Source organism: Winogradskyella undariae (assembly GCF_013285155.1).
GTDB lineage: Bacteria > Bacteroidota > Bacteroidia > Flavobacteriales > Flavobacteriaceae > Winogradskyella > Winogradskyella undariae.
This window is the reverse complement of the sequence record NZ_JABTEL010000001.1, coordinates 33869-52059: the sequence shown is the minus strand read 5'-3', so window position 1 is coordinate 52059 and position 18191 is coordinate 33869. Positions and strand designations below refer to the sequence as shown.

Below are 18191 nucleotides of genomic sequence, written 5' to 3'. Positions count from 1 at the left end.
ATTAATCGCTTATAAATTATTTCCCCAATTTTCTACTTCTTCTTTACTCCAGAGTTCCGGAAAGAAAATACGCTTCTGATATTTTGGATGCATATATTTTTTCCAATTACTTCCTCCTGTAGCTTCACCATCTCCAATACCACTATCTATGTAATGTTTTGCTGCATTGTAATGTGCCATTACCCAAGAAACATTAACCGTATAATCGTAATGACGCATTGCTTTTATAAGCGTTTTGCTTTTCTGATCTTTCTCTGGTAACTCCTTAAAACGCGTCCAAAGATTCTTAGTATTATAGGTTTCCATAAACCTTAAAAACTCATCTTTATAACGTTTTTCAAAATTAACTAAAAGCACGGATTTTTTACCGGTTTTATGGTCTTTTCCTGCGGCTTGCCAATATAAATGTTCAAAAGCATGATTAAAAGGAGTTTCCCTGTCAATATCTTTTCTAAATCTATAATCTATTAAATTAATTAATTCAGTAGAAGCAAATTCTATAAGCCTATATTGTGCACTTTGAAAACCACTGGCTGGTGTAAGCGTGTATCTAAATTTCATATATTGCTCCACATCCATTCCTTCCCTCATAATATTGAAAGAGGTTGACAACATATCGAAATAACGACTGATACGCATAAGTTTGGTTTCGAAAAATGTAACGTCTAAATCTTCTTTTTCTGCGACTTGGGCAATTTCCCAAAGAATCATTTTAAAAAGTAATTCGTTAATTTGATGATAGCCAATAAATACCATTTCATCTGGAAGTGTGGTACGTTGAATTTGCAGATTCAACAAAGCATCAGTTTGTATATAGTCCCAATAGGTTATGGGTTTACTGTAAAGAAGACCATATAAATGGTCGTCTGTATCTTGATCTATTTTTGCGTACTTTTCTTCAAGCGCTTTTACAATATCATCGTAATTTTTTTGCTCTGACATATTTAAATTATTCTTTGTAAATGATTTCAAACGGATGTTTTAAACCTTTAAAAGCAACTAACTCTGCTCTTAAAGAACCTACCGCTAAATCTGCTTTTATTTTTAATGGAATTTTATTTTTATCCTCGCTTACCCATAACGTTAAGCTTTCTTCTTCTTTAAATACACGACCTGCCATAACGTAAGGTCTAAACTTAAGCGCTTTAACTTTACCAAATTCAGTCTTAATAATTTCTTTCCCTAAATATTTTATTTTGAAGCCATAATTCTCTTCATCAAAAAACATATTCGTCTTTATTTCATCTCCTACTTTTAAAGATGGAATATCAATTTTGTTTCTAAGATGATAATACATGGATACCATATCTTGAACATCTTTCTCAGTAGAAACTGTACTTATTTCATTTTTCTTAAGATTCTTTACTTGTGCTAACCTAGAATCATGATCAAAATTAATTTCAATGTCTTTGGTATGACCGCCTTCATCTATTTTTCTAATAAATTTATACGGTACACCTGTTTCTCTATCAAAATAACTTTCATAGCGGTCTTTTACTTTAAAAAACCATTTTATAGCACCGGTGGTCCAACCTTTTCCGACAACATGGTAAACAGGTTTTCCTTTTAAATTTGTTTCATTAACCGATAGTGTTGCGTTACCTGCTTTTAGAAAACCACTATAACTCATTTCAAACTTAAACCATTCGCCACCTTGAAAAGCAGATTGCTTCTCACCATTAGGCGCTTGGAATCCCACAAAAAATAATATGATAGTAAATAAATGTTTCATGTTCTTATATCTAGTTATTTACGGTCACATACGCTCGCTATTAATTACCTCTCCGATATAATTTATTCTTAAATTACTCGACTCATAACCTCTAGTTTGTAAATATAATTAATGTGACGCATTTTTTATGTTACAAGCATCACAAATACAATTACCGTTCCAAATGTAATAATAACAAGGCAATCATATATTTCTTTTCTAAAACATCACCTAACAGCTTAGTTGGCGTTAAGCGAATGAAAATCAAGTTTTATTTAAACAAAAAACGCGTCTAACTTTAAAAAGTTAAACGCGTTTTTGTATTTTAAAGTCTCTCTTCTTTTTTATAATTCTTCAACCTGAACTGAATCTACCTCTTCTTCTTCTATAATATATGCATCATCATCCCAATTTTCAGAACTCTCTGGCTCTATAGTTGTTTCGTATTCAGACTCATAATAATAATCATCTTCTTCAAAATTTCCATTTTGGATACCATCTAAAACGGCAGATGAAACTAAAGTACCATAAAAAGCAAGTGCAGCAAGTGCAAAAAGAACTACTAAACCATTAAGTACAATGGCAATAATATTTATAATCCTTGCGGTATTTACATTACTTCTAGACTGTGGATTGAAAGCCTCTGGGTTTTCGCCAAACTCTCTTAAACTTTTATTTGCCATCACCAGACCAATAATAGACATTGCTAATGGAATAATTGCCGTAATACCATAACAGCAACAACCAGCAATACCCATAACTAATGCTAATATTCCTAAAATAAGTGCTAATGGATCTGCAGGTAATTTGTTTTGATTCATCTTTAAGTTTTTATTTGAATTTTATTGTTTACTAATTAATGTTCTTACCAGGATTAAAAATAATCTCTATTTAAAATATTTGAGTATTAAAACCTTTAGATTGCACTCAAAATCACTAGGAATTAACAAATTTGAAAGTACAAAAATGCATATTTATTCTGAATACTTTGTTATGATGGAATAAAAGTGATTTTTTTTCTAGACCAAAACAGTTTCAATTCCTTGCCTCTATACTCTTTTGGATTTATTTTAAATGATCTATTAATTGTTTTCAACTTAAAAATAAAAAAGCAACATCTATTAATTTTGAAATGAAAAACCTTGACAATAACTACCAAAATGATTTCAATTTATCTAGAGGATGTGGCCCTTTAGAAGATATATTTACCCAAACCCCTAATAGTAAGTGTGTTATGATATAAAGATTTATAGACTCTATTGTGAATGATTATTTGAAATCCCTAATTTTAAAGATTGATTCTATTTTAAAAACCGCAACAACATATTCACCCACAAAAATTTAACGTCAAAACTCAAACTCAAAACTGTTAAATTTTTAATTATCTCACGATTTTAATTACGGTTTTTCCACAGCGTAATTACGGAAAAACCGTAAACTTAAAATTGATAGAAAATTCTCATAATTCCCTTGGCTACTTCTATTTTTTATTTTTAGATTTACAGCGTTGGAAACCACATTTAGAGCAATTTAGAAATCACTCTTTATGTTTCAACCAACAAAAAAATGTTTAAACATATAACTTGCGCAAGCTTTTTATTTTGTTAAAGAATACAATAGCAAAAAAAATGACTTCTACTTCTCATTTTCTTAATGAGAGAACAAATGACTTCTAAATTTAAAAGACTTCTATTCCCTAAATTTTAGGGAGACATTAGTTATTAACCAACCTATCTTAAAAAATGTGATGGGTTTAAAGTCTTAAATTATGAAGAAAAAAGTATTTAGCCTTATGGCTGTGGTAATGTTTATGGGAAGCATGAATGCTTCTAAAATGGATAATAAAAGCTATGAACTCGAAGCCACCTCCTGTTTTGAGCAAGGGCATTATTATGCTCAATGGTGGGGTTCTGTAACAGGTGCGACCGCGATTCAAAGAGTGCAAATGACATTATTATACGCTGAGTTGTGCGAACAAGAAAAAGCAAACAGATTTAATCAACAAGCTTAAACATACTTATGAAAAAATTGTACTTCATATTTCTAATTATTCCTATATGTTCATTTTCACAATCAAATATTGAAATTCACTACGAATCAAACATTTCGATTGATTTTGACACACTCAAAGGACCTGAAAATTTTAAAAAAATCTTAAAAAGTTCATTAAGCAAATCTAATTTAATAAATTACATTTTAATGGTTAATGAAACTAAAGGTTTATCTATTTTCAAAAAAGACGAATATAATGATCCATCGATATCAAAATTGGACTTATTAACAATTAATCAAATTCTTAACATCGAAGGAATTTATATAAAGAGTAAAAATAAATTAATTCATGATTACAATATTTTAGACAAAAACTTAAAAGTTGATGTCGAAAAAAGAGTAAGTTGGAATTTAGTTAATGAGAAGAAAAAAATCGGAAATTATATTTGTTTAAAAGCAATCGGAGAAATAGAATATGGAAAAAATAAAGGTGAAATCGTTGAAGCTTGGTATGCACCAAAAATCTCATTGTCATATGGCCCAGTAGTTTACGATGGCTTACCAGGTTTAATATTTGAAATAAAAGAAAAAAATTATTCCCTTTATGTAAAAAAAATTGAATATACCGATAAAGATATAAAAATTGAAGTACCAAATCAAGATCAATTAATTACTGAAAAACAGGCTGATAAGCTTATAGATGAAATGAACAAAAAAGCTGAAGAATATTTTAAAAATTAAAATATTTGTTTCTGAGCAATATGTTTGACGAGTTAAAAGCAACTTGTTTTTCAAAAACTATTATCCCTATAGTTAACTAGGGAAAATTATTTACTAATCAACCTTTCGTTAAAAATATGATAGGTTTAAATCTTAAATTATGAAGAAAAGAATTTTTAGCCTTATGGCTGTGGTAATGTTTATGAGTAGTTCATTAATGGTAAATGCGAATACACAAAACGAGGATTTAGATAGTGGAACTTGTTTTGATGTAGCTGCTTCTGCTGAACAAAATTTCATGAACGATATGGCCAATAGACTTCAAATCATTCCATCAGATATGGCAGCATATAATGTGTTTGCAGCAGCATATGATGCTTGTAACGAAGCTGGAGGGCAATAAAGAGGATTGGAATCAATAAATTATCCAGACAGTTAAAGGTGAAATTTTAACTGTCTTTTACAAATATGCGCTTATGGCTAAAAAATATATTTCATTCTTAATATTTTACTTTTTTTCTATATCAATGTTTTGCCAAATAGGTAATGCGGTTTATGGTAAACAATTAGAATCGTTAAGTATTAATAAATCAGGCACTTCAGATGATATAGATCAATCTATTAAAAAAATATTAGAAAATCTTGAAACGCACGAATATCAATTAGTATTTAATGATAGAGAAGCTTTTTACAAAAAAAATAAATCGTTAAACAGTAATGTAAATCCTATTGTCAAAGCAATGACAGAAGGGGTTGCTAATTTCAAAGGCACTATATTCTTTGATAGTAGTTCTGAAATAGTTTTACACGAACTAGAATTCGCTGGTGTGAATTACCTTATAAAAAAAAATAAAATAGACTGGATTTTAACTAAAGACACATTACAAATTGATAATTACCTGTGTTATAAAGCAAAAACCACTATTATTATAAACAACCTTAAAGGCAAACACGAATTAGAAGTTATAGCTTGGTATGCGCCAGAAATTCCAATACCTTATGGGCCAGATGGTTATGGGGGATTGCCAGGTTTAATTCTACAGCTTAATAATAATGGCATCATAACGTCTTTGAAAAAAATAGAATTCTTTAAAAAGGATAAAACAATCGATATAGAATTGCCTACAAAAGGCGAAAAAGTTTCTGAAGATGAATTTAGCAGTATAGTTGCTAAACAATATGCAAACAGAAAAAATAAATATTGAAAGCTTTGTTAAAATTTTCATCAAAATATATTGTTGTAATCCTGATATTTTTGGCAGGATTTTCTTCTTTTATTAATGCCCAACAAATCAAAGTCTCAGGTAAAGTATCAGACACCTTACAAAACCCTCTAAGCTACTCCAACATCCTAGCCATCCCCAAAGCAGACGACCAAGACGTTAAATTCGCCATCACCGAAAACGATGGCAGCTACAAACTTGGCTTAGCAAAAAACCAAACCTACGAACTCACGGTAAGTTATTTGGGCTACAAACCACAAACGATTATTATAACTACCACAGACCAAAACCTCTCTAAAAACTTCATCCTCAAAGAAAACCCAGACCAACTAGACGAGGTTAACATAAAATACACACCACCAATAACCGTAAAAAAAGACACCATCACTTACGATGTTTCTAAATTTGTAACTGGAGAAGAACGCAAACTAAGAGATGCTTTAAAAAAATTACCAGGCGTAGAAGTAGATAGAGCAGGTAATGTGATGGTAAATGGCAAAAAAGTAACCAAAGTCTTAGTAGAAAACAAAACCTTTTTTACAGGCAATAGTAAATTGGCTGTAAATAATATACCAGCAGATGCCGTAGAAAAAATAGAAGTTTTAGATAATTACAATGAGGTGGCTATGCTAAAAGGCTTGCAAGACTCTGAGGATATGGCAATGAATATCTTATTAAAAGAAGACAAAAAGAAATTTGTGTTTGGTGATATAGAAGCTGGTGCTGGCATTGAAGAGCGATATTTGTTGCATCCTAATTTGTTTTATTACAGCCCAAAAACCAATGTTAATTTTATAGGCGACTTAAACAACCAAGGAATAAAAAGTTTTAGTTTTAGAGATTATTTAGAATTTGAAGGTGGTTTTGGTAAACTACTAGATGATGCTGGTAATTATTTTAGTTTATTTAATAGCGATTTTGCGCAATACCTCAATAACCAAGATTTTACAGATAATACTAACCAATTTGGAGCTTTAAATATTAGGCAATCCGTTTCTAAACATACAGATATTAGTGGTTATTTAATTACATCTAACTCTAAGACCCAAACAGCTAGCAATACGCTAAATTCTTACCAAAATATTGCAGACCCTTTTACTGAAGATAGAACAGTTGCCAATAATCTCAACAACTTTTTTACCATTGGTAAAGTAACCATAGATTACGACCCAAGTTATAAAGAAGATTTTGCTTATAACGCTTTTGTTAAGGTGACCAATAATGATAGTCATGGTTTTGTAAATACAATGAACCCAGACCAAAACAATAGCATTACGACTTTAACAGATGTTACGGCACTTAATCTAAAACAAAACATTACTTACAGTCGCAAATTATCTAAAGCGCACACAGCAACCTTAGAAGCGACTTATAATTTTCAGAATGATAAACCGATTACCGAGTGGCTAACTAATCAGCAGATTTTACAAGGCTTAATTCCTTTGGAAGATGATGCTGTTTACAATATTCTACAGACTAAAAGATCAACGTCGCATAATTTTAACGCCATTATAAAAGACTATTGGGTAATTAATAACTTTAACCACCTCTATACAAGTTTAGGCGTTAATACATCTTTTAACGATTTCTACAATGAAGATGTACAATTACTTAATGATGGTAGTATTAATAATTTTAGCTCTGCTGGTTTTGGCAATGATTTTGGCTATAGTTTTATAGACACCTATTTGGGATTAGAATATAAATTTCAAATTGGCATTGCCACGTTTAAACCCGCTGTGTTTTATCATGGGTATTTATGGCGAACGCAACAGTTTGAAGACTCAGAAACGTTTTCTAAAAATCTAGTTTTGCCACAATTCACAACAAAAGTAGAATTTAATAATAGCGAAAAACTCAATTTTAAATACAAACTGAATGCTCGCTTTCCTGGTATTAACCAATTAGCTAATAATTTTGTACTCTCAAATTTTAATAGTGTTTATAGAGGCAATAATCAACTAGAAAATCAGTTGTATCATTCTGCAACATTGAGTTATTATAAATTTAGTTTGTTTAGAGGTCTTAACTTTAACTTAAACACCAGTTTTAATAAACGCTTAAAAACTATAAAAACAGTTTCTGAACTTAATGGTATAGAATCCTTTAACACAACCACTATGTTTGATCAGCCAGAACATAACTGGGTGCTTAGTGGGCGCATTTCAAAAAAAATAAATAAAATTAGCTATAACCTGAGTAATCGTTTTAGTTATAATGATTTTTATCAAATTTTAAATGACGAAACCAATCTTAATATTTCAAAATCTATCGCTTCCACCATTGGCATAGAAACATCTTTTAAAAATTATCCCAACGTAGAGATTAATTACACCAAAGATTTTAATAACTATAAAGCCTTAAATAACGTCTCTAATTTTGAAAATGACCAATTAGAAGTCATCTTAGAATACGATTTTTTAAAGGATTTTATCTTTAAAGCAGATTATACCTTTGATAATTACAACAACAAAAGTCTCGATACCAAAACCACTTTTGACACGGCAAATGCATCGTTATTCTACCAAATTGAAGATAGTCCTTGGGGATTTGAGATAAATGCTACTAACCTTTTTGATACACGTTTTAAACAACAGAATTCGTTCAACGCTTTTGTAATTAGTGATAGTAGAACATTTATTCTACCTCGTATTCTGATGTTTAAAGTGAGCTACAAATTGTAAGTCTGTATATAAACAGCTTCAAAAACTAAATCCACAAACCAAAGACCATAACGATATAATTAGTTTTTAGTCAACTTCTTTTTATTTTTGTACAAACTAGAAATACAGTATGTATAGTTTTATAAAAACATGGTTTGGTTTTAGTAACAAAACAGAACGCACAGAAGAAGATAAAATGAAAAAATTCTTAATCGTAGGCTTAGGAAACATAGGCGAAAAATATGCAAACACCAGACACAACATTGGCTTTAAAATTCTTGATTATTTAGCCGAAACAAATGACATTCTCTTTGAAACAGTAAAACTTGGTGATGTTGCTACATTAAAAATAAAGGGAAGAACTTTAATCCTTTTAAAGCCTAGTACATTTATGAACCTTAGTGGAAAGGCTATAAAATATTGGCTAGAGAAAGAAAAAATACCTTTAGAAAATCTACTCGTTATAACCGATGATTTAAATCTTCCTTTTGGATCGCTTAGACTAAAAACCAAAGGTAGTGCCGGAGGCCATAACGGCCTAAAGGACACACAAGATAAATTACAAACTGGAAGCTATAACCGTTTTAGATTTGGTATTAGTGATGCATTTAGCACAGGCCGACAAATTGATTATGTTTTAGGCGAATGGACCGATGAAGAAAACACACAACTTAAGGAGCGCTTAAAAATTTCGGCAGAACTTGTAAAATCTTTTGCTTTAGCCGGAGTTAACACAACTATGAATCAATTTAATGGAAAATAAAAAAAGCGGTCTAAAAATTTAATTTAGACCGCTTTTTAAGTTAAAATATTTTAATATTAGTTAACTACAATCTTCTTAATACTTTCAAAAAGACCATCTGTAATTTTAATTAAATAGACACCAGACTGTACTTGGTTTAAATCTATTTTTTCATCAAAGCTTTGATTGGCATTAAATTGCTCTTCAAAGATTCTTCTTCCATTAATATCGTAAACAGCAATTTTTATTTTAGTAGATTGTGGGTTACCGATTAAAATATTAAAAGAACCATTATTAGGATTAGGATAAATAGTTAAATCAGAATCTAAAGCTACTTCATCAACCGATAAGGTTGGCTCTAAACATAAATCTAATGTAAATTCTTCAATTGAACCACCATCTAGTGCCGTATCATCTACCACTGTTAAAACCCAATTTCCTGCAGAAGGCTCACCATATAATAATGACAAATCTCCTTCAGGCAAAAAGCTACCCGTAAATGGAGCAGAAGCATTAACAATAGATGCAGAAGCCTCTGAATCAAATATTGTTTCGGTATAATTATTTTCATTCCCTCCATTATCTGTTGATAATTCTATTGTTGTTCCACTTGGACTTGTTAAAGAGATATCTAAATCACTAGTATAAGTATGACTAATATTTATTAAAACAGCGACATCTGTAATAACTCCTTCTTCTACAATATTTAATATAGACGTATAAGTTACGTTTCCTGCTGCAGAAATATTAATTGGAGTATCTAAAGAACTATAAAAATCACAATCTACACTTGATGTCGTAAAATTATTTACCGAAAAACCACCCAATGCACAATCATTTATACCTCTAACTCTCCAAAAATAAGAAGTCATTAAACTTAAAGTAGATATTGTATAAGTTGGACTGTTAATAACAGAAGTCTCTATAACATCTGTAAATTCAGAATCTGTAGCAATATCAATCTCATAAGATGTTGCGTTAACATCTTCTTCCCAAGTAAAAACAACTGAACCTACTAAAACACCTGCAGATCCATTAGTAGGAGTTAATAAATTTAATGGAGAAAAATTAGAAGTAAATACATCAAAATCTAAATCGATCGTCTTTATTATTGATCCCGATGTTGCTTCTATTGTAAAAGGATAATTACCTGCAGCTAAATTTTCTATTCCACTTACATTTACCATTACCATTGTATCATCCACACTAGCAACTGAAGGCGAAAATAATACCGAGGCTCCTGTTGGCAACCCTTGAGCACTAAATGTCGTTGTTGCAGAAAACCCTGAGACGGTATTATAAGTAAAATTAAACACGGCATCATCAGGAGAACAAACCGCAACCCTATTTTCTTCATAATTCAATACAAATTCAGCTTCTTGAATACTAAAATTTGTTGAATTTATAGCATAAAAAATATTATCATTCGCTTCAACTTTTACCCTAACAGTAGAAGAACCTCCATTAATGATAGGCACTGTTATGATCTGTTCTCCATCATTAGGAACAGCAGAAACCAAAAGGTAAGGATACGTATATCCACCATCAGTAGATAGCAAAATATTAACTGTTGATGTATTTACGTTACCTGTATCTGTACCTGCAACATCCCAAGTAACGACCTGGCTAGATTCAGCATCCCAAGTTTCATTGGCAGATTGAGATGTTACAACAAACGGACCTACTGTTGCATCTACATTTACAAGCATAGTATCAAAATCGCTTTGAGGTGTTAAACCAATGCCATTACCCTCACTTCTATCTCTAACTGTTAGTGCAAAATTTAAAGATCTTGCAACATTAGACACAGTCTCCCAAGAAGTGTTATCAGTTGTTTCAACAGGGTTAGATTCTGTTAATTCACCAGAAACTACACGTTCAATTATCGGCATATAACGATCCTTTGAGGTACTTGGAGGTCGTGATCTCCAAACAGCTCCTGAAGTCTTATCTGGACCAAAATTTGAAAATGACGATACACCATCATCTATTTGCTCCCAAGTATAGGTTAGCACATCATCTGTGTCAGTGTCTGTTGCATCACCTTTAAGCACAAAAGCAGTTCCCATAGGGATAGTATAATCTGAACCCGCATCTGCTATTGGCGCATTGTTAACAATAGCAGTACCAAGCCAGCAAGTTCTACTTTCTAAATTATTTAAAATTTGTGTAATACTATAATAATGAAAATAAGGATCCGAATGATCCTGTACATCATTACTACCAGTAATTCCAGCATACCCCATTATAGTTGTACCACTACCTGGTTCTGCATTTACACCTGTTCCTTCAGAAGAATTAGAAAATGTATGATTTGCTCCCATTTGGTGACCCATTTCATGTGGTACATAATCAATATCAAAAAAATCAGTCATATAAGGACCTCCGTTATTATCCGTAAACTCATGTGCTGAAAAACCACTTCCTTTAGAACCATCTACACAAACGCAACCAATACAACCTGCATTACCGTTATTATTATCATAAGCAAATAAATGCCCAATATCATAGTTTTCTTCGCCGATTACACTTGTTAATGTTGACTGTAATTCTGAATTATAACTTCCTGTATAAGGATCGTCGTCTTCATCTACATATATAATCTCTTCACCTGTAACTAAAGTGAAAGACACTGCCATATCAACCTCAAATACTTCATTAAGTCTATTTAAAGTTGAAACTACCTGAGCTAAAGCATCTTCTTGAGCATTTCCATTAGCAGCATTACCGTCATCCCAAAAATTAGTATATTCTGCAGTTGTAGATATGGCTATTCTAAACGTCCTTAGCAATTGATCATTTGCATCTCTATTGCTGTTCGTTGTACCTTTCTTTTTTACAGCGAAATCTTCCGTTAAACATTCAAAATCTTTATATCCCTCTTCTCGTGCTGCTCTACTATAAACAATATAAGACGTTGAATCTGTTTTGCTTTGAGGTACTAAGAAATTCATATCATCCCCAGGGTAAGTCACCATACTTTGCAAGCCTTGTGGTGTTACACTAAAACGAGCTCTTACACCTGGCGTCTTTTTACTAAACCCTAAATACGTTTTAATATTTGGATGTAATTCCGTTAATTCTTTAGACAAAAGCCTTGTTTCAACAACTGAAAAAGGTTCTAATTCTCCTTTTACATTAGGAAGGTATATTGTAATATTAGATGCAGAAGTTGATGCAGATCTTAATGGTGCATTAACAAGTTTCGCTTTAAAACTATCAATATCTAATTGATATGTTTGATAAAATTTTGAATTAAGAGTCGTTGTATTACCATTAATCCTTAATTGATTTTTTTCTGTTTTTTGCCAGTAACTCTGCTGAGCCATTACCGAAAATACAGTTAAAAAGAAGGATAATGACAAAACAAAATGTAGTTTTGTTTTCATAAGTGTTTGAGTAAAAAATTATAATTCTCCGAATTTATGTTTTTTTACAGATATACATTTAAATTTAACATCAATAACTCATAAAACGCAAAACTTGACGAATAATTCGCCAAAAGTCACAACAATAGGCACCTTTGATGGTGTACACATCGGGCATCAAAAAATACTAAAACGGGTCGTAAAACTTGCAGAAAAGCAAGGTTATACCCCTGTGGTATTAACACTTTTTCCGCATCCAAGAATGGTGCTTCAAAAAGACAATTCTATTAGACTTTTAAACACCATAGAAGAACGTGTTAAACTATTAAAAACATTAGGAATCAAGGAGGTTATTGTAAAAGAATTCACCAAAGAATTCGCTAATTTATCTGCTGAAGATTACGTACAAAAAATTTTAGTAGATGAATTAAACACCAAGCAAATTGTTATTGGTTACGATCATCATTTTGGCAAAAACAGAAGTGCTAATATTAAAGACCTTAGAGCATTTGCTAATCAATTAGATTTTAAAGTCGAAGAAATAACGGCTCAAGACATAGAAGACGTTACCATAAGTTCTACAAAAATCAGAGCCGCTTTAAACCAAGGAAAAGTAGATTTAGCAAATTCGTATTTAGGGTATAATTTCTTTATTACAGGAACTGTTATAAAAGGAAAAGAACTTGGTAGAACTATAGAGTTCCCTACAGCAAATATTGATGTAACTGCAACTTATAAATTAATACCAAATGACGGTGTTTACATTGTAAAATCTATGATCGACAATGAAACTGTTTACGGAATGATGAATATAGGTACTAACCCCACTGTGGATGGCAAAACACGCTCTATAGAAGTTCATTTTTTCGATTTTAATAAAGATCTTTACGATATAGAAATAAGAATTGAATTTTTAAAACGTTTACGTAGCGAACAAAAATTCGAGAACCTTGAAGCATTAAAAATTCAACTTAAAAACGATATGGTTAATGCCCACAATTTCATAAATAATTTAATATGAATAAGTTCCTCTTTAAGCACATAGACAATTCCGGATTAATTGTTTTTAGAATAATATTTGGGTTTCTATGCTTCCTAGAGGCCTTTGGTGCTATTTTTACAGGTTGGGTAAAACGCAATTTAATAGATCCTAAATTTACATTTTCTTTTATTGGGTTCGAATGGTTACAACCACTTCCAGGGAATTGGATGTATGTTTACTACGCTATGATGGGTATTTTTGCAATTTTTATTATGTTAGGCTATAAATACAGAACCAGCATACTGGTATTTGCTTTAATGTGGACAGCCACGTACCTAATGCAAAAAACCTCTTATAACAATCATTATTATTTACTAATGTTATTGAGCTTTTTAATGGCTTTATTACCAGCAAATCGCTATGCCTCAATAGATGTTAAACTAAACCCTTCTCTAAAAAGTATTTCGATGCCAAATTGGTGTAAGTGGCTTTTTATAGTTCAGCTTCTTATTCTTTACACCTATGCTTCAAAAGCAAAAATCTACCCAGATTGGTTAGACGGCACTGTGATGGAAATATTTATGAAAAGAAAAGAAAACTATATTCTTATTGGCGATCTTTTACAAGAGAAAACCACTCATCTCTTTTTGGCTTATGGAGGAATTTTATTTGACGGATTAATCATTCCTCTGTTATTATTTAAGCCCACTCGTAAATATGCGTTTTACGGTTCAATTTTCTTTCATTTATTTAATTCAATCGTTTTTCAAGTCGGTATATTTCCATATATGTCTTTAGCTTTTTGTTTATTCTTTTTTGAACCTAAAATTGTTAGAAACATATTCTTAAAACAAAAAGATTACTACGATACTAACGAGGTTATTATCCCTAAATACAGTAAAGTATTGGTTTCTTTCTTTTTAATTTATTTTTGTTTTCAAATAGGATTACCGTTAAGAAATCACTTTTTTAAAGATGATGTTTTATGGACAGAAGAAGGCCATAGACTATCCTGGAGAATGATGTTACGCAGCAAACAAGCTAGAATAACCTACAAAGTAATTGATGCCAATACAAATAAAATGATCCCTTTTAATATAAATTATTTTTTGACTAAAAAACAACAACGGGGAGCCAGTACAAAACCCGATGTAATATGGCAATTTTCTAAGTATATTAAACAAGATTTTGCTAAAAAGGGGATTCCGGTAAAGGTTTATGTAAATTCATTTGTAGGAGTTAATGGCAGACCTTCGCAACGATTTATAGACCCAGAAGTAGATATTGCAAATGAAGAATGGCATCCTTTTAAACATGAAGATTGGATTCTGCCTTCAAAATTAGATTAACATGACTCAAAATTAAAATTTCGCGTTAAAAAGCAGCATTAAAAATAGCAGCTATTAGTTAAATGAATACTTCAATTAAAATAGACTAATTTATATTTTTTCTTGCTCATTTTCTTTTTACTTTTGTAGCTTGTTGTATACTGAATACAATTGGTTAAATACCTAAAATAAAGATATGTTACAAGTTGCTTTTATACAAGAGAATAAAGAAGACATCATTGCACGTTTAGCAAAACGAAATATTGATGCTACAGAAATGATTAATGAAGCGATTGCTTTAGACGAAGATCGCAAAGCGATACAGACTAAATTAGACAATACAAAAGCAGAATCTAACACATTATCCAAAGAAATAGGAAATCTTTTTAAATCTGGCGAAGTACAAAAAGCCAATATTTTAAAAGAAAAAACAACACAATTAAAAGAAACAACTAAGGAATTAGAACAGCATCTTGGAGATAAAGTCTATGCACTTTCTCAGTTATTGTACAGAATTCCTAATGTACCAAACCCTATTGTACCAGCTGGTAATACAGATGAAGACAATGAAGAAACCTTTAGAGAAGGAGATATTCCTAAATTACATGAAGGTGCTTTACCACATTGGGAATTAGCAAAAAAATACAACATTATAGATTTCGAATTAGGTAACAAAATTACCGGAGCCGGTTTCCCTGTTTATATTGGTAAAGGTGCAAGGTTACAACGTGCATTAATCGCTTATTTTTTAGATAAAAACACAGAAGCAGGTTATACAGAATATCAAGTACCACATTTAGTGAATGAAGCTTCTGGTTTTGGAACAGGTCAATTACCAGATAAAGAAGGACAAATGTACCATGTTACAGCAGATAATTTATACTTAATACCAACTGCTGAAGTCCCTGCTACTAACATTTTTAGAGACACACTTTTAAATGAAAATGATCTACCTATAAGTATCACAGGTTATACACCTTGTTTTAGACGTGAAGCCGGTAGTTATGGTGCTCATGTAAGAGGACTTAATAGGTTACACCAATTTGATAAAGTTGAAATACTTCGTGTTGAACATCCTGACAATTCTTACAAAGCCTTAGAAAGCATGGTAGAACATGTAAAAGGAATTCTACAAGATTTAAAATTACCATACAGAATTCTAAGATTATGTGGTGGTGATTTAGGATTTACATCTGCATTAACTTATGATTTTGAAGTATTCTCAACAGCGCAAGACCGTTGGTTAGAAATTTCTTCAATCTCTAATTTTGAAACTTTTCAAGCTAATCGTTTAAAATTACGATTTAAAAATAGTGAAGGTAAAAACGAATTATGCCACACATTAAATGGGAGTTCTTTAGCCTTACCAAGAGTATTAGCCGGAATCTTAGAGAATTACCAAACAGAAGATGGTATTAAAATTCCTGAAGCATTAATTCCTTATACTGGTTTTGATATTATTTCAGAATAATATAACGCTACAAAAGTGCAAATGTTAAAATTAAATGTATTTCAACGGATATATTAACAGTTCTTCGTTTTAAACATATTATTTTCAGTACTTTGCTGTTTTAGATTTAAAAGTATTTATATCTAAACTTAAAATAGTTAAGTGAGTTAACAACATCTAGCCAAGATAATTGAATCATATTATATAAATTAATGATTAATAGCACATTTATTTAGCTAGCAAAAAGCCTAAACAAAGTTTAGGCTTTTTTTATTTTATCACGTCTGCTTAATTTTTAAGCATCATACTTCTTCTTTAATTCACTTAACATTACAGAAGTCATTTTCTCAAGATTAAAGTTGTGAGACCAATTCCAATCTTTACGTGCAACACTGTCATCAATAGAAGAAGGCCAACTATCAGCAATAGCTTGTCTAAAATCGGGTTGATACGTAATTTCAAAATCTGGCATTTCTGCTTTAATACTTTCAGCTATTTCTTGTGGTGTAAAACTAATCGCAGATAAATTATAAGATGATCTTATCGATAAATCTTCAGGTGCAGCAGCCATAATATCTGTAGTCGCTTTAATGGCATCATCCATAAACATCATGGGTAAATTAGTGTTTTCAGATAAAAAACTTTCATACTTACCATTTTTTATAGCTTCGTGATATATTTCTACGGCATAATCTGTTGTTCCTCCACCTGGCATAGCCTTATGACTAATAATACCTGGGTAACGGATACTTCTTACATCTACATCATATTTATCATGGTAGTATTCACACCAACGCTCACCAACTTGTTTTGTAATTCCATAAACCGTTGTAGGTTCACAAATGGTATGTTGAGGTGTGTTTTCACTTGGAGTTGTAGGTCCAAAAACAGCAATACTACTTGGCCAAAATACTTTTTTAATTTGTTTAGCTTTCGCTAAGTTAAGAACATGAAAAAGCGAATTCATATTTAAATCCCAAGCTTCCATTGGGTATTTTTCTCCCGTAGCACTTAATAAAGCAGCCATTAGATAAATGGTATCTATATTATGATTAATGCAACAATCTTTTAAAGCATTAAAATTTTTAGCATCTAAAATAACAAAAGGACCAGCATTAACTAGATCTAAATTACGTGTATTAATATCGCTCGCAACGACATTATCTACACCATGGATTTCTCTTAACCTAGTGGTTAACTCTGTTCCTATTTGCCCACAGGCACCGATGATTAATATTTTTGAAGACATTTATTTTATTGATAATTTTCGCCAAAAGTAATAAGAATTAACGCGTTGAAATATTAAATTTTTCAAAAATTGAAAGGTTTATTTTCATGAATTCCTCAACTTCGTATGATACACATATATTAAAATAAAAAAAAGATAGTTTAGTATATTTACAGTCAAATTAATAGCTACTTATGAAAATTAGATTTGTCATTTTATTTTTGAGTTTTATTCTTGTAACTAATTGCGACGATGACACAAAAAACAATACAGAAGTTGAAACAACCCCAACTACCGATCATCATGCAAAAATCACTGCAAAAACAATTGAAAGTATCCAATATAAAGACTTTGCACTAAGTCGAGAGACTGAGGATGCTATCAGAACTTGGGAAAAATATCATGAATTAGCAACACAACTTAGCTATTTAAAAAGAGGAGATTTTTCGTTTTTTAATGGTGATATAGAAGTATTAAAAAAGTTTATAAAAGAGTACGATGCTCAAATTCCAGAAGTATTTAGCACCAATCCTATCCTATCTAGAAATACAATTATAGAAACAGAACTATTAAAACTTAATGAAAGCCTCACTTTAGACAACATTGAACGAAGCGAAAAAATAGAGAACATAAAAGGCCTTTTTATCGCATTTTCTAATTTAAATGATATGATGAATAAAAAATTAGAACGCGATATATACAGTAAAATAGTACCCGAATAATTAAATATATAAACTATAGCAAGTTGTAACATTTTAAAACACTAATAGACTTATAGCTAATT

At 31.0% G+C, this 18191-nt stretch carries 15 protein-coding genes; 10 read left to right on the top strand and 5 right to left on the bottom strand.

The features are described 5' to 3' along the window. Window positions 1-9 precede the first annotated feature (9 nt). The 3 genes from HSX10_RS00210 to HSX10_RS00200 form a co-directional block, all read right to left on the bottom strand. Window positions 10-942, bottom strand: coding sequence for a tryptophan 2,3-dioxygenase family protein (locus HSX10_RS00210; protein ID WP_173586183.1), 933 nt, complete (start codon window positions 940-942; stop codon window positions 10-12). Window positions 943-949: 7 nt separating this feature from the next. Further along, entirely contained in the window at window positions 950-1732 is a 783-nt protein-coding gene (locus tag HSX10_RS00205) for a DUF3108 domain-containing protein (protein WP_173586182.1), read from the bottom strand. A 323-nt stretch (window positions 1733-2055) separates the two neighbouring features. Continuing rightward, window positions 2056-2532, bottom strand: coding sequence for a CCC motif membrane protein (locus HSX10_RS00200; RefSeq protein ID WP_173586181.1), 477 nt, complete (start codon window positions 2530-2532; stop codon window positions 2056-2058). Between the two features lie 947 nt (window positions 2533-3479). Here HSX10_RS00200 and HSX10_RS00195 point away from each other — a divergent pair. From HSX10_RS00195 to pth, 6 genes are all read left to right on the top strand, one after another. Further along, on the top strand, window positions 3480-3722 hold the full coding sequence (locus HSX10_RS00195) for a hypothetical protein (protein WP_173586180.1): 243 nt from the start codon (window positions 3480-3482) through the stop codon (window positions 3720-3722). An 8-nt stretch (window positions 3723-3730) separates the two neighbouring features. Continuing rightward, entirely contained in the window at window positions 3731-4444 is a 714-nt protein-coding gene (locus HSX10_RS00190) for a GLPGLI family protein (RefSeq protein WP_173586179.1), read from the top strand. A 139-nt stretch (window positions 4445-4583) separates the two neighbouring features. Further along, complete coding sequence (locus tag HSX10_RS00185; RefSeq protein ID WP_173586178.1) at window positions 4584-4826, top strand: hypothetical protein; 243 nt, start codon at window positions 4584-4586, stop codon at window positions 4824-4826. 73 nt (window positions 4827-4899) lie between these two features. Further along, window positions 4900-5628 carry a GLPGLI family protein gene (locus HSX10_RS00180; protein WP_173586177.1) on the top strand — a complete coding sequence of 243 codons (729 nt, stop codon included), beginning with the start codon at window positions 4900-4902 and terminating at the stop codon, window positions 5626-5628. 50 nt (window positions 5629-5678) lie between these two features. Beyond that, complete coding sequence (locus HSX10_RS00175; protein ID WP_254453180.1) at window positions 5679-8330, top strand: carboxypeptidase-like regulatory domain-containing protein; 2652 nt, start codon at window positions 5679-5681, stop codon at window positions 8328-8330. A 109-nt stretch (window positions 8331-8439) separates the two neighbouring features. Then, complete coding sequence (gene pth, locus HSX10_RS00170; protein WP_173586175.1) at window positions 8440-9072, top strand: aminoacyl-tRNA hydrolase; 633 nt, start codon at window positions 8440-8442, stop codon at window positions 9070-9072. Between the two features lie 56 nt (window positions 9073-9128). On the opposite strand, the gene HSX10_RS00165 is transcribed toward pth, so the two are convergent. Beyond that, window positions 9129-12440 carry a zinc-dependent metalloprotease gene (locus tag HSX10_RS00165; RefSeq protein WP_173586174.1) on the bottom strand — a complete coding sequence of 1104 codons (3312 nt, stop codon included), beginning with the start codon at window positions 12438-12440 and terminating at the stop codon, window positions 9129-9131. A 94-nt stretch (window positions 12441-12534) separates the two neighbouring features. Here HSX10_RS00165 and HSX10_RS00160 point away from each other — a divergent pair, with 94 nt between their 5' ends. The 3 genes from HSX10_RS00160 to serS all read left to right on the top strand — a co-directional run bounded on the left by HSX10_RS00160 (window position 12535) and on the right by serS (window position 16200). Then, the gene (locus HSX10_RS00160; RefSeq protein ID WP_217363212.1) at window positions 12535-13440 is read left to right on the top strand and encodes a bifunctional riboflavin kinase/FAD synthetase; all 906 of its coding nucleotides are present in this window, start codon (window positions 12535-12537) and stop codon (window positions 13438-13440) included. Further along, on the top strand, window positions 13437-14750 hold the full coding sequence (locus HSX10_RS00155; RefSeq protein WP_173586173.1) for an HTTM domain-containing protein: 1314 nt from the start codon (window positions 13437-13439) through the stop codon (window positions 14748-14750). Before HSX10_RS00160 ends, HSX10_RS00155 begins: the two co-directional genes overlap by 4 nt. A gap of 175 nt (window positions 14751-14925) precedes the next feature. Then, entirely contained in the window at window positions 14926-16200 is a 1275-nt protein-coding gene (gene serS / locus HSX10_RS00150; protein WP_173586172.1) for a serine--tRNA ligase, read from the top strand. Window positions 16201-16474: 274 nt separating this feature from the next. Here the strand turns inward: serS and HSX10_RS00145 are convergent, their stop codons facing one another. Beyond that, the gene (locus HSX10_RS00145; protein WP_173586171.1) at window positions 16475-17428 is read right to left on the bottom strand and encodes an NAD-dependent epimerase/dehydratase family protein; all 954 of its coding nucleotides are present in this window, start codon (window positions 17426-17428) and stop codon (window positions 16475-16477) included. A gap of 173 nt (window positions 17429-17601) precedes the next feature. Here HSX10_RS00145 and HSX10_RS00140 point away from each other — a divergent pair, with 173 nt between their 5' ends. After that, window positions 17602-18129 (top strand): hypothetical protein, encoded by a 528-nt coding sequence (locus tag HSX10_RS00140; RefSeq protein WP_173586170.1) that lies wholly within the window; start codon window positions 17602-17604, stop codon window positions 18127-18129. Window positions 18130-18191: the final 62 nt, after the last annotated feature.

Bases quoted from the DNA above. Each gene is read 5' to 3' on its own strand.
- HSX10_RS00205 (WP_173586182.1), bottom strand. From the start codon at position 1,732: ATGAAACATTTATTTACTATCATATTATTTTTTGTGGGATTCCAAGCG.
- HSX10_RS00190 (WP_173586179.1), top strand. From the start codon at position 3,731: ATGAAAAAATTGTACTTCATATTTCTAATTATTCCTATATGTTCATTT.
- HSX10_RS00145 (WP_173586171.1), bottom strand. From the start codon at position 17,428: ATGTCTTCAAAAATATTAATCATCGGTGCCTGTGGGCAAATAGGAACA.
- HSX10_RS00200 (WP_173586181.1), bottom strand. From the start codon at position 2,532: ATGAATCAAAACAAATTACCTGCAGATCCATTAGCACTTATTTTAGGA.
- HSX10_RS00185 (WP_173586178.1), top strand. From the start codon at position 4,584: ATGAAGAAAAGAATTTTTAGCCTTATGGCTGTGGTAATGTTTATGAGT.
- HSX10_RS00210 (WP_173586183.1), bottom strand. From the start codon at position 942: ATGTCAGAGCAAAAAAATTACGATGATATTGTAAAAGCGCTTGAAGAA.
- HSX10_RS00155 (WP_173586173.1), top strand. From the start codon at position 13,437: ATGAATAAGTTCCTCTTTAAGCACATAGACAATTCCGGATTAATTGTT.
- HSX10_RS00180 (WP_173586177.1), top strand. From the start codon at position 4,900: ATGGCTAAAAAATATATTTCATTCTTAATATTTTACTTTTTTTCTATA.
- serS (WP_173586172.1), top strand. From the start codon at position 14,926: ATGTTACAAGTTGCTTTTATACAAGAGAATAAAGAAGACATCATTGCA.
- pth (WP_173586175.1), top strand. From the start codon at position 8,440: ATGTATAGTTTTATAAAAACATGGTTTGGTTTTAGTAACAAAACAGAA.
- HSX10_RS00195 (WP_173586180.1), top strand. From the start codon at position 3,480: ATGAAGAAAAAAGTATTTAGCCTTATGGCTGTGGTAATGTTTATGGGA.
- HSX10_RS00140 (WP_173586170.1), top strand. From the start codon at position 17,602: ATGAAAATTAGATTTGTCATTTTATTTTTGAGTTTTATTCTTGTAACT.
- HSX10_RS00165 (WP_173586174.1), bottom strand. From the start codon at position 12,440: ATGAAAACAAAACTACATTTTGTTTTGTCATTATCCTTCTTTTTAACT.